Source organism: Aquilutibacter rugosus (assembly GCF_036541335.1).
GTDB classification, from domain to species: Bacteria; Pseudomonadota; Gammaproteobacteria; order Xanthomonadales; family Xanthomonadaceae; genus Aquilutibacter; species Aquilutibacter rugosus.
The window spans coordinates 804,153-817,625 of sequence record NZ_JAZHBO010000002.1 but is presented as its reverse complement, the minus strand read 5'-3'; the positions used below and the strand labels follow the sequence as shown (position 1 = coordinate 817,625).

Below are 13,473 nucleotides of genomic sequence, written 5' to 3'. Positions count from 1 at the left end.
GGCTATTTGCGGGGATTTAGTCACCAGACTAACGGGCATAATAGAACGATCCGAGCACTCGATTCATCTACACTAAGCCACCGAACCGCCGTATTGATGGCCTGTCTGGGGGACAAGTGGTCGTCGGTTCAAATCCGGCCGTCCCGACCAATTCTTTACGGGGATCCTTTTAATCATTGCACTGCCGAGCTCTTTATCGGCGGCGTCCATGCGCCTATCTTATTGCAATGAAATCCATTAAATGGCTTCCGGCGTTTGTTGCCGGACTGATGCTGACGGCGTGTGTCAGCGCCCCGTTGATTCCCGCCGCGACTGCTCCGACTGCAAATGCGACTGTCCCTTCAGTGGTAACCGACATTGACGACATGACGGCGGTCAGTGACTTTGCAGCACAGCATGATCAGCGCACCTTGTTCGTGTTTGATATTGATGACACATTGCTGACGGCGGAGCAGTTCTTCGGTTCCGATTACTGGTACGAATGGCAAAAGGCCAAAGACCTGCCTAACGAGCAGCAGGTCAAATGCAAGTTCGATTACATTGCATTGAACTACGAAGCGCAGACCATGAAACCGACGCAGGCCGATGCGCCGGCCATTTTCAATGCCGTGTCGCAGCCCAAACTGTTTCTGACCTCGCGTGGCGGCAATTATCGCGGTGCCACGGAGCGCGAACTGCATCGTAACGGCTACAGCTTTCCAAGCGCATTGGACGGCAGTGCCGAAGGCAGGATCTGGGACTGGCAAAGTGCCGATGGCTCTCGTCATTCCACGCTCAGTTATTTCCGCGGCGTGTTTATGACTTCGGGTCAGGATAAGGGCGTGATGCTGCTGCATCTGCTGGATCGCCTGCAGCTACGCGACCGCTTTGATCGTGTCGTGCTGGTGGATGACGGCAAAGCCAACATCGACAACATGCGCAATGCCCTGGCTGCTGCGCGCGTGCCGTACTATGGCTTTCACTACGTTCGCATCGACAAGCCGCAGCCGATTAATCCGGAGCTGGCAGAGCAGGCCGAGAACGACTACGAGCAAAGTCGCAGCTATCTCAAGGAAGTGTTTCCCGGCCGTTACGAAGAATTGCAGGCGGGACGCTGCGCCTACTAAGCGCGTAGCGTAGCGAGCGCCATGCGGATGCCGTCGGCGTCAATGCCGGCTTCGGCGAGTAGCTGTTCACGCGTGCCATGATGCTGGAAGGCATCGGGCAGGCCCAAATGCACTACGCGCGTATCGACGCCCGCAGCGCTCAGCAGCTCGGCCACGCCGGAACCGGCACCACCGGCCACAACATTGTCCTCAACAGTGACCAGCACGCGGTGCGTGGCGGCCAGCTCGAGAATCAGATCGCGATCTAGCGGCTTGGCGAAGCGCATGTTGGCGACCGTGGCGTTGCACTCGGCGGCCACTTGCATAGCGGCGGCCAGCGGTGTGCCAAACACCAGCAGCGCAATGTCCTGTCCTTGGCGACGGACCTCGCCCTTGCCAACGGGCAAGGTGTCCAGCGACTCGGAGATGACAGCGCCCGGGCCGGTGCCGCGCGGATAGCGGACGGCGGTAGGGCCTTCGTGACGGTAACAGGTGGTCAGCAACTGACGGCATTCGTTCTCGTCCGACGGCACGGCCAGCACCATGTTCGGCACGCAACGCAGGAAGGAGATATCCAGATTGCCCGCATGGGTCGCGCCATCGGGACCGACCACGCCCGCGCGGTCAATGGCAAACATCACGTCCAGGTTCTGAATCGCGACATCGTGCACCAGCTGATCGTAGCCACGCTGTAAGAAGGTCGAGTAGATCGCGACGACAGGTTTCATGCCTTCGCAGGCCATACCGGCGGCGAGCGTGACGGCGTGTTGCTCGGCAATGGCCACGTCGTAGTAGCGTTGCGGATATTCCTTGCTGAAACGGACCAGGCCGGAGCCCTCGCGCATCGCGGGTGTGATGCCGATCAGCTTTGGATCGGACTTGGCCATGTCGCAGATCCAGTCGCCGAACACATCGGTGTAGGTTGGCTTTTTGACGCCGCCGACTTTGGCCACCATGCCTTGCGCCGGATCAAACGGTGACACCGCGTGATAGCCGATCTGATCACCCTCGGCGAGCTCGTAGCCCTTGCCCTTGGTGGTCATGATGTGCAGCACCTGCGGACCTTTGCGATCCTTCAGCAGCTTCAATGCCTTTAGCAGGGCAGGCAGGTCGTGACCGTCAATCGGGCCGGTGTAATGAAAGCCCATCTGTTCGAACATGGTCGAGGGCAGAAACGTACCCTTCCAGTGTTCTTCCCAGCGTTTGACGACCTTAGCCGGTCCGGTGTGCTTGTCGCCCAGCAATTGCTTGGCGCCATCACGCAGCTTGTTGAGCGTGACCGAGCTGGTCAGCTTGCCCAGCATTTTGGTAACACCACCGACGTTCTCGGAGATGGACATCTGGTTGTCATTGACGATGACCAGCAGATTTGGCTCCTGCCGGTCCGGGTCATCGGCGAGGCCACCGCCGTGAGCCAACGCTTCGAAGGCCATACCGCCGGTCATTGCACCGTCGCCGATGATGGCCACCACATGGCGCGGATCGTTCTGCGCCTGCAGTGCAATGGCCATGCCTAGCGCTGCGGAAATTGAAGTGGAAGAGTGGCCGACGCCAAAGGTGTCGTACTCGGATTCCTCGCGCTTGGGAAACGGTGCGACCCCGTCTTTTTGCTTGACGGTAGCAATAGTGTCACGACGTCCGGTCAGAATCTTGTGCGGGTAGGTCTGATGTCCGACATCCCAGACCAGGCGATCATGCGGCGTTTCGAACAACCAATGCAGCGAGACCGTCAACTCGATCACGCCCAGGCCGGCGCCGAAGTGGCCCCCGACCTTGGAGACTTCCTGGATCAGATAGCGGCGCAACTCCGAGGCGACTTCCGGCAATTCGTCCTCGGGGACTTGGCGCAAATCAGCGGGGACATGGATGCGCGACAGGCGCGGAAACAGTTCGGAATCGGTCATTGGTGCGGAGTTGGCGTTCACTCACCCATTTTAGCGTGAAACGCCGCTGCGCTTGTGCCGGGCAGGGCCTAGACCCGCAAGTTGCGGAGCCGTGCATCCTTGGGCAATTGCGCCCTGAGAAACTCCATCTGATCGGCCAGGATATTGCGGTTGGACAGGATCAGATGTTCGACCCACGACGGCCGATACGGAATGGCCAGCAATGGCATGTGGGCCTGCGCGGGAGTGCGGTTGCCCTTGCGCGAATTGCAGTGAATACAGGCGGCTACGACATTTTCCCAGATATCCAGGCCGCCCTTGGACACCGGATGCACGTGGTCACGGGTGAGCTGTCCGCGTGGCTTGTGCTCACCGCAGTACATGCACAGCTGCAAATCACGTGCGAACAACGCCGTATTGGTCAGGTTGGGAGTCGGGTCCCAACCCTTGGCACGCACATGACCGCGCGAGGCAATGATGGGATGCAGCGCCAGCGTGCTGCGTTCACCGTGTTCACGCGAGATGCCACCGCGCAGTTCAATGCACGGTTCGCCTAAGGTCCAGGCGATGGCCTCGCGCGAATAGAGGCATGCCGCATCCTGCCAGCTGATCCAGTTCAATACACGGCCATGCGCATCGAGCGCCAGCAGTTGCGGCGTGCGTCGTATGTTGGAAGGGTGGACCTTGTCGCCGATTGCAGCGAAGTCGGGACCGAAGTCCGGTGCCGAGTCGCAACTCGGCGTTCCGGAGGGTTCGTCACGCAGTCTTGCGTAGTCGGTCTCCATGGGCCGACTATAACATGACTTTTTTTACAAAATGGTGTAACGCCGGTCAGGCATCGAAATGCGATTCGGGCATGGTCATTAAGGGGGCTGCGCCGCTGCGAATGGCCGCTGCATGCGTCCGTGTCCGCGGGAACAGGCGTGCGAAGTAGAAGTCGGCCGTTTCCAGTTTGGCCGCACTGAATTCCGCGTCCGCCGTGATGCCGCCATCGAGCACGGTCTTGGCTGCTCGCAACCACCAGTAACCCAACACCACATAGCCCGAATACATCAGATAGTCATAGGCGGCGGCGCCGACCTCGTTGCCGTCCTTCTGTACGGCCTGCGCAATGTGCAGAGTCAGCTCCTGCAGCTCCTGTGCGGCCTTGCCGAGTTCCTGTGCATGCGAAGCCAATTGCGGCACGGCCATGCAGTCGGTCACCAGTTGCAGAAGATGCGCGCCAAAGGCCTGCATGCCTTCGCCCTTGAGTTGCAGCACTTTTCGCCCCAGCAGGTCGAGAGCCTGGATGCCGGTGGTGCCTTCGTACAAGGTGGTGATGCGAGCGTCGCGGGCCAGTTGTTCGAGTCCATGCTCGGCGATGTAGCCATGGCCACCGAGACACTGCATCGCGTTGTAAGTGCACTCGATGCTCCACTCGGTCATGCAGGCTTTGGCGATCGGTGTCAGGTAGCCGACGACGGCATTGTCGGTGGCGGCAGCGGCTGCATCTTTACCGTAGCTCGAGGAATCTGCGTGCAGGCCGGCACTGTACAGCAGCATGCGGCCGCCTTCGACCAGTGCTTTATTGGTGAGCAACATGCGACGCACGTCGGGATGCACGATGATCGGATCGGCCGGTTTGTCCGGACGGGCCGGCTGATTGGCTGCACGCATCTGCAGACGTTCGCGCGCATAGCGCAATGCATTCTGCGTGGCGCGATCACTCAAACCAAGGCCTTGCAGACCCACACCCAGACGCGCGGAGTTCATCATGGTGAACATGGCCATCAGACCCTTGTTGGCTTGGCCGACCAGATAGCCCTTGGCATCGTCAAAGTTCATCACGCAAGTGGCCGATCCATGGATGCCCATCTTGTGTTCAATCGAACCGCATTTGACATGGTTGCGGTCGACGAGTTGGCCTTCGGCGTCAATATTGAATTTAGGAACCAGGAACAGGGAGATGCCCTTGCTGCCTTCGGGCGCATCCGGAAGCTTGGCCAATACCAGATGGATGATGTTTTCTGCCAGATCGTGCTCGCCGGCGGTAATGAAGATCTTGGTGCCGGTGATGGCGTAGGTGCCGTCTGCATTCGGCACGGCGCGCGTTTTGATGAGACCCAGGTCGGTGCCGCATTGCGGTTCGGTCAGGCACATGGTGCCGGTCCACGAGCCGTTGATCAGATGCGGCAGCACCACTTGCTTCTGCCAGTCGCTGCCGTGATGTTCGATGGCATTGGTGGCACCGTGTGAGAGCAGTGGAAAATTGCCCCACGCCAGGTTCGATGCATTGATCATTTCCTTCACGGCGATGCCGACGGTTTCCGGCAGGCCTTGACCGCCATACTCCGGCGGCGACACCAGGCTCGGCCAACCCATATCTACGTACTGGTCGTAGGCCTGCTTGAAGCCGGCCGGCGTGCGCACATCATTAGTCTCCGCAACGAAGGTGCAGCCTTCGCGATCACCGACTGCATTCAGTGGCGCCAGTTGCGTTTCGCAGAAGCGCGCGGATTCCTCGAGTACGGCAGAGATCAGTTCGCGGTTCGCATCGGCGAGGCCAAGCGCAGCAAACTGCGTGTCCGCCTTGAGTACATCAAACAAGACGAACTGCATGTCTTTAAGGTTGACGCGATAGGTACTCATGGGGCGCAATTCCGTGTGTTGGGATGGCCCTTCAGTATGCCCTAGAAATAAAACAGTTGTTTGAAACCGGGGTTAGCGGAGGACGCCGTCCAGCCCGGGGGCGGGGGAGAGCGAGCCGGTCGAGTTGATCTTGAACGAGCGCTCGCCGGCCTTTTCGGGAGCCGCCATCACTGTTCCCTGCAGGCGGAAATTAAAGATCACTTTGCGGGTCAGACTGTCGGCGACGGCAATCTTGCCGGCCAGGGTCGGGGTCACGGTGAGTTTGATCAGGTCGGGCGACTCGGGGCCGATCTGCAGGTTGGCCACCGTGTCCAGGTTGGCAGCCGGCTGGCCATCGACCGACATCTGCAATTGCACGCGCTTGAACTGCATAGGGATCGAGCTGTAATTGTGCAGGCGCAGATCGACTGACCAGTTGCCATCCGGTCGGACTTGCAGCTGTTGCAGGCTCGCTGCCGGCTCCGAGACGCGACGGACCGGGCCCGTCGAGCACGAGGTCAGCATGGCGATGGCGGCTGTGGCAGCAAGTAGGGCAATGCGCATGATGGCAGTTCCGGTGGGGTCTGGCCTTCGATGATCCCATGATCGATGACGGTTCGCTACAATGTGGCGATGGAACATTCACTGTTCAGTGCGAGTGCCGCGGAACGTTGGCTCGCCTGTCCGGGCACCATTCATCTCTGCAAGGACATTCCCGATCGCAAATCAGCCGCCGCCGAAGAAGGCAGTCGGCTGCATACGCTTGCCGAACATTGTCTGCGCAATGATGATGACCCCAAATTGGGCGTGCTATTTCAAGGCTCTGCGGTAACCGCTGAACATGTCGATTGGGTGCAAACCTATCTGGACCATGTGCGCTCGCTCGGCGGGCATCTGCTGATTGAGCAGAAAATCAACTACGCCACGCCGCTTGGGTTGGATCATCAACTTGCGTTCGGCACCTGTGATGCGGTCCGTCTCGATGGCACGCATCTGCACATCATTGATGCCAAATTCGGGCGCGGTCCGGTCAGTGCAATGCGTAACAAGCAACTGACACTTTATGCCGCCGGCTTTGCGCATGCGTTAGAAAGCGTCGGTCGGGAGATCTCGCATGTGGATCTGCATATCGTGCAACCGCGGGTGACTACGCAAGTGCAACCCTACGCGCTGACCCGTTCGCAGTTGCACTCGTCGTTGATGCCAATTCGTCGTGGTGCCCAGTTGGCACACGATGCTCTGATTCACGCGGGCAGTATGGATGCGCAGACCTGGTCGTCTCGATTCCTGCGGCGCGGTGAACGGCAATGCCGTTGGTGTCCCGCTCGTGGCGGTTGTCCGGCCTGGTAGCCGCCAGCCGCGTGCAGTTCGCCGGCTGGCGGTCTCGGTCTGATGAGTATCAGCGCAAGTAGTGCGTTTACTTGCTGGCAGTTCGCAATGATTTCAGTTTGGCGGTGTCGACCGGACGAATCTCAACGATTCGGCAACTGATGCCACCAGGATTCGAGGGGCCAGTCACGTGCACGGTGTCCGTACCCGAATACACTGTGCGAGACAGGCCTCCGACTGAGACGCCTTGAGCGTTGATCAGGCCTTCGCAATGGGCATCAAGGTCGAGCAAATAGGCCGTCGCGTGGCGGGTGTAGACCAGCAAATGTTCGTTATCAATGGGTTCCCATTTGGTCGTGCCCATCGAGATCTTACTGAATTGCGGGACGGGTGCGCCGCTTGCGGTCTGCACAGCGACGAGATCGTTGGCGAGCTGGTCGGGTGTCTTCTGCGGCGAGGCCATCGTGACGGATGCCATTAGCATGGCACCGCAGAACATTGCGATTTTGGTTGTAGTGGACAAGGTAAGTACTCCTGAAGTAGTTCGTATTGATGGTTGGTGTTATTCCGGTCGTGCGTTGCGGAACGGGGCCTGCAACTGGCGGAACTTTTCCATGTTCACGGGTTGAATCGAGGTAATCGGGCAGCCGATTTCTGCAATGGGGCTATTGTCCAGCGCATAGACCCTGCTGAAATTCCGCTGGACCTGACCCATGGAATCGGTCACTCGGATCGCTTGCGCAAAGTCCAGCCCGGGGCATTGTGCAACCTGCACCAGGAAAGCGCGCGAGGGCGTGGTGTATAGCACCAGCTGTTCTGTGCCGAACGAGACCCATGAATGCAGTGACCGGTTGACTAGGTTGAAGTGATTCACGGGATCGCCCGCAGCGTCGCGATAGGCTTGCAGTGTCTGAGCTTCGGCTTGTTCGCGCGGCACACCAGCGGCGGTCGTCGCACAGGCGGTCAAGGCAAGGGCGAGCCCGGAGGCTATCAGCAAGGTCGGGGTTTTCATATCGGATTCTCCTGATTCGCATCCACTATGGACCAGATTTTCCGGCTTGGCAGCCAAATTGGCGCGGTATTAGAATTTTGTTTAATGTCCGTTGAGCTGTCCGAATGCGGGGTGGCTCATGACTACAAAAATGCTCTGACTATCTTGCACGGCGCCGAAAGCCTTGCTAAAATGGTGGGCTCACGTAATGGCCGGGTAGCTCAGTTGGTAGAGCAGGGGATTGAAAATCCCCGTGTCGGGGGTTCGATTCCCTCCCCGGCCACCATCTTAAAGCCCTGAATCTTCAGGGTTTTTTCGTTTCTGCGGTGGCAAAGATTTGAACGCTTACTGGCGCAGAATAAAATTCGGAATAAAATTCGGAATAAAACTCGTCCGTAAATAATCCAAGTTGCAAGGGTGAGTTGAGTCGCGGGAAACGAAAGTTGTGTAGTAACTGGAGTGGGTGTAATGTCGTATTGTCAAAAAAGTCTTTGACTGCTTGCCGATTTACATTTTTTTGTTGGAGAATTTCAAGCTTAACAAAAATCTAAAATGTGTGATCTCTGTAATTTCATTTCTATTTGCGGCAAATGCGGGTGCACAGGTAACGACTAAAAATAATGGTGTAATTGCTTTCGATTCAAACGCAAACGGTGTTCCGATGATCTCTGAAATTAGAATTCTCGGGACCGCAGTCATGAAATACGATAATGTCGGCGCGGGATTTCAAATGACGGCACGGAGTTCGGCAGGAAATGCGTACAATCCAACGCAAGCTGGTGATTGCCGTCAACATCCGTCACAAGTGCTGTCATTTTCTAGCAACTGGAGCCCATCGGACTTACAATTGAATGCGCAGAACGGAGTGATGTTTAATGTCGCTCCGAGAGACTATGCTGAGTCAACATCCTGCGCTTCCGTTGGTGGTGTAGTCTTACCATTTCAGTTTGAATTTGGTGCGACTCTGGGCGATGCGGTTAGTTTACCCAAAGAACTAATGGTTCTCGATTTGTATTACACCCGTCAGCAAGGTGCGGAGATCGTCCAAAAGGGGCAGTCTGAAGCTCCGGTCATCTTTCCAATGTTGAATGTCATGCCCTATGCTTATTCAAGCGTTGATGGGAGTACCATTGTTCCCTTTAATGTCGTTGTAAATGGTGCACCGACAAATGACGTCAGGAAATGGCCAATCGGACCTAATCAATATACACAAGGTAAGTTGATAATGATGTGTACCTTGTCGCAGACGAATTGCATTGGGCTGTATTCCAACAAAGAGACAATTAATATATTTAGCCGCAGAGCTGGTGCAAAATACCCACTTTCGATGCTTGCATTGACGATTGACTCAGGTGGTGAGATTGCAGATTTTGATCGTCATCACGCTCGTAAACTCTTAGTTGTTGGCACTCCATCTACGATTGCTACCGTAATCTCTCAGGCGAGCTCGGCAATTTCCGATTGGGGTGATTTGTGATTTTCGGCGCATCCTTGACTTGAGAAATTCGTTGCGTCTACTGTTTAGAAGAATTACCCCGCTGTATTGGGCAGTGGGCGTTGTTCGCTATGTAAGGTTCCGACAAGAAGTCCGAAGGGCTGATCAAAAATATTGGTCGTCCGATGAGTATCTAGAACTACCTCCGCCGAATCTTCGCTTTCGAGTTCACAAGGCGTTGGATGCAGCAAGTTATACCGCAAACGGAGTTTCAATTACGAATGACATTGTCAAGATTCTGGAGAGCAACAGAATAGACATTTCCAATTCGCGCATCCTCGATTTTGCAAGCGGACCAGGACGAGTTGCTGGATTCTTGTCACAACGATTTCCGAACGCTAAGTTTTTTGCTACTGATATCGATGTCGAAGCCATATCATGGGCACAAGTTCGTTTCAATGATGAGATTAAATTCAGCTCAAACGAGGTCTTGCCGCCAACTCATTTCGACTCTCAAAGTTTTGATCTTATATACACAGTATCCTTGTTTACTCATCTCGATGAGCAACTGCAGTTTCAGTGGCTTAAAGAACTTCAACGCATTCTAAGACCGAATGGGTATTTAGTTGCAACAGTACATGGCGAACTAGCGAGGTCAACTTGTACATCCTCGGAGCTCGAAGCGATTAGGACCAAGGGAATTCTGTTTCGGACAGACCGAATCGGGCTCCTTAAGCTAGACGGATTGCCCGACTTCTATCAGACGACATTCCACAGTGAGAATTATGTTCGTAACAGATGGGCAGACTATTTTGAAATCGTTGATTATCAAGTAGGAGGTATACAGAATCATCAGGATGCGGTGGTGCTGAAACGTCGAAGTGCCTAACAATTTAGAATCGCCGGGCGGGCAATCGAATCCTTCCTGGTCGCCATACTAAAGCCTGATTTCTCAGGGCTTTTGCGTTTTTGAGATGGTGAAAATTTGACCAAACAACGAGCCCGGTCGGAAGGTAATGCCCCCATTTTTAGCTGGCGTCAAAAGTGGAGTTAAGCCGCCAAAGCGATCTTCTGCCTTGGCGTAATGCCTCCAAGAGACATGTTGGGTCGGATGTTATTGTAAATCCACAGCCACGGAGTTGCTTTGGACTGGCTGTCTTCGATGCTTTCAAAGCCGTTGGCCGCGAGCAGATCGTAGCGAACCGTGCGGTTGAATCGCTCGATGTAGGCGTTCTGTTGGGGATTGCCGGGCTGGATAAATTCGATGCGAATACCGTGCTTTGATGCCCATTGATGCAATGCGGCGCTGTAATGCCCCAGCGGATCCTGCTCAACTCATGCTGCTAATTTAAACATCTGTGCCGGGGTTTTCATTCCCAGCGACTGATGTGGCCTTTTGTGATTGTAGAACTGGATCCAGTCCGCAATGATTCGGCTGGCGTGCTTCAGGTTTTCGAAGCGGTGCCGATGGACACATTGTTCCTTCAGGGTGCGGATGACACGTTCCACCATGCCGTTTTGCTGTGGGCAGTGCGGTGTGATGAACTCCTGTCGCAGACCGTAGCTGCGTACCAGCTGTGTGTACTTCCGGCTCGTGAAGACCAGCCCGTTGTCCGAGCGAAGAAGGAACGGTTCGGGTACCCGGCCCAGGCAGCCGTAACGCGCGATGAGTGCCTGCTCCAGGGCGGCCATTGCCGTTGCCGCCTTGCCGCTCTTTGAGAGATGCCAGCCCAACAGTTCACGCGTGTGGCAGTCGATCACCAGAGCCAATGTCAGCCAGCCATCGACGCCACCCCAGACGCGGCACAGATCCATCGCCCAGCGTTCGTCTGGGCGTGTCGCCTTACTGGGAATCGCTTCAATGCGCGGGCGCTTTCCGACCGCACGCTTGATGACTTGCCAGCCGTTGATCCGGAAAATGCGCTGAACCGTATTCTTGTTGAAATCCAAGAGACCGGCAACGGTGCGGCAGCCGAACGAAGGTTCGGCTTCGATGAGTGCCTTGATGGCCTCCGCAAAGCGGGCCTGAACCTTAGGCGCGGATTTGACGGGACGGTAGTACTGCGTGCGCCGTGGCACGTCAAACCAGCGGCACAGCTTGCTGATGCTCACGCTGTAACCATCTGACTTCAGTCCCTGCTGGACCTCGACGATCATGGCTCGTCGATCCCCAGCAGGGATTGCAACTTTCTTCGCGCGCGGATCTCCAGCATTGCCTCGCCGTACGCTTCCTGCAAATCACGCAGCTGACGCTCGTACTGTTCGCGCACATCCTCCGGCTTGGCCCGCAATGCATTCTCCATGCCGGCCTTTCCCTGATCAAGCCAATCCTCAATCTCCGACGGCTGCAGATCAAACTGGCGGCTCGCTTCCGAGACCGTGGTCTTCCCCTGGATGATCTCCAGAACCAACGCGGACTTGCGCTTTGCGGTCCAGCGCTTCACTTCTTCGTTCATGACAACATTCATTTCAAACTCTCCTCAGGTTAATGTAATACCTGAGCAGGATTTCAGTGGGTCATTACAACCCACGAGGCGCATGATGCGGTGATTCTGTGGGCCAAGACACACGCCCGCAGCAACGGCCGTCGCCCCCGCAAGGGTGAGGTCAACACGGTGCCATCGTATCTGTGGGCAGCGCTCGAGATCGCCTACTTGTGCCGCATGCGCGGATCCGAAGTTGCCGACATCAATGACGCGGATATCCGGGACGACGGGATTTACTGCCGGCGCCTCAAAGGATCCGATGATAATTTCACCGAATTTTCGCCGCGCCTGGAAGCGGCCGTTATCGAATTGCGGGCGCAACGCAAGGCCATCTGGGAGCGGCACGGCCGAGCAATCCCAATGCGTGCGACCCGTCGGCCGTTGATTGTCAGCACCACCGGCGAGGCAATCAGCAAGGGCGCCATCGACAGCGCCTGGAATCGCATGTGGTCAAACATCCTCCAGTCCGGCTATCTTGAGCCGGAAGACCGCTTCAAGCTCCACGGACTCAAGCACCGCGGCATCAGTGACACCGAAGGCACGCTGGCCGACGCCCGCGAAGCATCCGGCCACAAGACCGAGCAAATGACGGTCCGCTACCGCCACAAAGTCTCGCGCGTGAAGCCGGTTAAGTGAAACCCAATAAATGAGAAGTGTCTGAACTGCCTGATCAGGATCAGGAAGTCATTCGCGTCATTCCACGTGGGAAGAAATGTGGGTTATTAGCCGGAGTGGTGAGCAGCTGACTAGACAGCGCGGTGCCAATCGACGAATAAGTAGTCATATACTTCATGCGAGCTATCGACGATGTTCCCAGGGAATTTGTGTCGAACCCAATCGGCTACTCGTCATGCGGCGTCTTGATGTAAGTTGCGAGAAGACAAAATATAGAAATCGGGTACTTCGTTAAATTGGGGTACGGTAACGCGATCCCAATGAGTGACAGCAAGTCCATTGCGACGGTTGCGGTAGCTAAACAGATTGCAAATGCGCTTAGCGACCGCAACGCCCGAGAATGTTCGATTCTCATTTTCAATGCCTATTGTTCACTTCGGTCATCGCCAACTTGATGCGCATTAAGCCACTCGTTGCGCTGACTGTTGTAATTAACCAGCAAGAAGTGCAAGTCGTCGGCTGATATCCCCATTCCTGGGTTTCGGGAAACTGGCATGGGACCACAAGGGCCGAGATCGCAATCCCGCTCCCAATCCTTTAATAACTTATTCTTGTTATACCAGGACGTACGTTGGCTATAGTTCATCCATTCCAGCTGTGTTTGACATTTTATTGCGCCTGCTTCAGCGCCTACTCCCGTTGCGACCGCCGTCATACCGGCCGCCGCCGCGCCCAATGCGGAGCTTAACGGCTCGCCTAAAAATTTTCTTGCAACGAGATACGCCATCGCAGCAGTAGCGAACTGAGCAGCCGCCTTACACGCAAGATTAGGCTGATTCGTAGAGATTTCAGGCGGCCTTGGAGGTGGCTCTTGGGCAAACAAAATTGTGGGCGTTAACAGTGAGATTGATAATGCGGCACAGAAATGCACTTTCACGACACAACTCCTATTGTTGAATTCAAACCGAATTCCTCAACAGTATTGAACTTTCTTTCTCAACGAAACTGTGATGCAGATTACATGTTAATCGGCGATCTGTAA

At 55.9% G+C, this 13,473-nt stretch carries 14 protein-coding genes, 1 tRNA gene and 1 pseudogene; 6 read left to right on the top strand and 10 right to left on the bottom strand.

Annotated elements, in window-relative coordinates; genetic code table 11:
• Positions 1-227: 227 nt before the first annotated feature.
• Positions 228-1,106: a DUF2608 domain-containing protein gene (locus tag V3390_RS09155; RefSeq protein ID WP_331689938.1), complete on the top strand. Its 879-nt coding sequence runs from the start codon at positions 228-230 to the stop codon at positions 1,104-1,106.
• Here the strand turns inward: V3390_RS09155 and dxs are convergent.
• From dxs to V3390_RS09135, 4 genes are all read right to left on the bottom strand, one after another.
• Entirely contained in the window at positions 1,103-2,989 is a 1,887-nt protein-coding gene (gene dxs / locus V3390_RS09150) for a 1-deoxy-D-xylulose-5-phosphate synthase (RefSeq protein ID WP_331704176.1), read from the bottom strand. The genes V3390_RS09155 and dxs overlap by 4 nt on opposite strands.
• 68 nt (positions 2,990-3,057) lie before the next feature.
• A complete protein-coding gene (locus V3390_RS09145; RefSeq protein ID WP_331689940.1) occupies positions 3,058-3,753 on the bottom strand; it encodes an HNH endonuclease in 696 nt (231 codons plus the stop codon).
• A 46-nt stretch (positions 3,754-3,799) separates the two neighbouring features.
• Positions 3,800-5,596 (bottom strand): acyl-CoA dehydrogenase C-terminal domain-containing protein, encoded by a 1,797-nt coding sequence (locus tag V3390_RS09140; protein ID WP_331704175.1) that lies wholly within the window; start codon positions 5,594-5,596, stop codon positions 3,800-3,802.
• Between the two features lie 72 nt (positions 5,597-5,668).
• Positions 5,669-6,139 carry a hypothetical protein gene (locus tag V3390_RS09135; protein ID WP_331704174.1) on the bottom strand — a complete coding sequence of 157 codons (471 nt, stop codon included), beginning with the start codon at positions 6,137-6,139 and terminating at the stop codon, positions 5,669-5,671.
• Between the two features lie 45 nt (positions 6,140-6,184).
• Between V3390_RS09135 and V3390_RS09130 the strand changes: the two genes are divergently transcribed.
• Positions 6,185-6,925, top strand: a complete 741-nt coding sequence (locus V3390_RS09130; RefSeq protein ID WP_331704173.1) for a DUF2800 domain-containing protein — start codon at positions 6,185-6,187, stop codon at positions 6,923-6,925.
• A 67-nt stretch (positions 6,926-6,992) separates the two neighbouring features.
• Here the strand turns inward: V3390_RS09130 and V3390_RS09125 are convergent, their stop codons facing one another.
• Together V3390_RS09125 and V3390_RS09120 are read right to left on the bottom strand one after the other, a co-directional pair.
• On the bottom strand, positions 6,993-7,427 hold the full coding sequence (locus V3390_RS09125) for a DUF6491 family protein (RefSeq protein ID WP_331704172.1): 435 nt from the start codon (positions 7,425-7,427) through the stop codon (positions 6,993-6,995).
• Between the two features lie 39 nt (positions 7,428-7,466).
• Positions 7,467-7,916 (bottom strand): DUF6491 family protein, encoded by a 450-nt coding sequence (locus tag V3390_RS09120; RefSeq protein WP_331704171.1) that lies wholly within the window; start codon positions 7,914-7,916, stop codon positions 7,467-7,469.
• 189 nt (positions 7,917-8,105) lie between these two features.
• Between V3390_RS09120 and V3390_RS09115 the strand changes: the two genes are divergently transcribed.
• From V3390_RS09115 to V3390_RS09105, 3 genes are all read left to right on the top strand, one after another.
• A tRNA-Phe gene (locus V3390_RS09115) sits at positions 8,106-8,181 on the top strand.
• A gap of 213 nt (positions 8,182-8,394) precedes the next feature.
• Positions 8,395-9,372 (top strand): hypothetical protein, encoded by a 978-nt coding sequence (locus V3390_RS09110; RefSeq protein ID WP_331704170.1) that lies wholly within the window; start codon positions 8,395-8,397, stop codon positions 9,370-9,372.
• Between the two features lie 31 nt (positions 9,373-9,403).
• Complete coding sequence (locus tag V3390_RS09105) at positions 9,404-10,219, top strand: class I SAM-dependent methyltransferase (protein WP_331704169.1); 816 nt, start codon at positions 9,404-9,406, stop codon at positions 10,217-10,219.
• Positions 10,220-10,380: 161 nt separating this feature from the next.
• Here the strand turns inward: V3390_RS09105 and V3390_RS09100 are convergent.
• The 3 genes and pseudogenes from V3390_RS09100 to V3390_RS09090 form a co-directional block, all read right to left on the bottom strand.
• A pseudogene (locus tag V3390_RS09100) lies at positions 10,381-10,644 on the bottom strand (integrase core domain-containing protein); the annotation flags it as partial.
• Positions 10,645-10,665: 21 nt separating this feature from the next.
• Positions 10,666-11,487, bottom strand: a complete 822-nt coding sequence (locus V3390_RS09095) for an IS3 family transposase (protein ID WP_331704168.1) — start codon at positions 11,485-11,487, stop codon at positions 10,666-10,668.
• The gene (locus tag V3390_RS09090; protein WP_331704167.1) at positions 11,484-11,798 is read right to left on the bottom strand and encodes a transposase; all 315 of its coding nucleotides are present in this window, start codon (positions 11,796-11,798) and stop codon (positions 11,484-11,486) included. The genes V3390_RS09095 and V3390_RS09090 overlap by 4 nt, the downstream gene beginning before the upstream one ends.
• Positions 11,799-11,876: 78 nt before the next feature.
• Between V3390_RS09090 and V3390_RS09085 the strand changes: the two genes are divergently transcribed.
• Positions 11,877-12,452, top strand: coding sequence for a site-specific integrase (locus V3390_RS09085; protein ID WP_331704166.1), 576 nt, complete (start codon positions 11,877-11,879; stop codon positions 12,450-12,452).
• A gap of 403 nt (positions 12,453-12,855) precedes the next feature.
• Here the strand turns inward: V3390_RS09085 and V3390_RS09080 are convergent, their stop codons facing one another.
• Positions 12,856-13,368 carry a hypothetical protein gene (locus V3390_RS09080; RefSeq protein WP_331704165.1) on the bottom strand — a complete coding sequence of 171 codons (513 nt, stop codon included), beginning with the start codon at positions 13,366-13,368 and terminating at the stop codon, positions 12,856-12,858.
• Positions 13,369-13,473 lie beyond the last annotated feature (105 nt).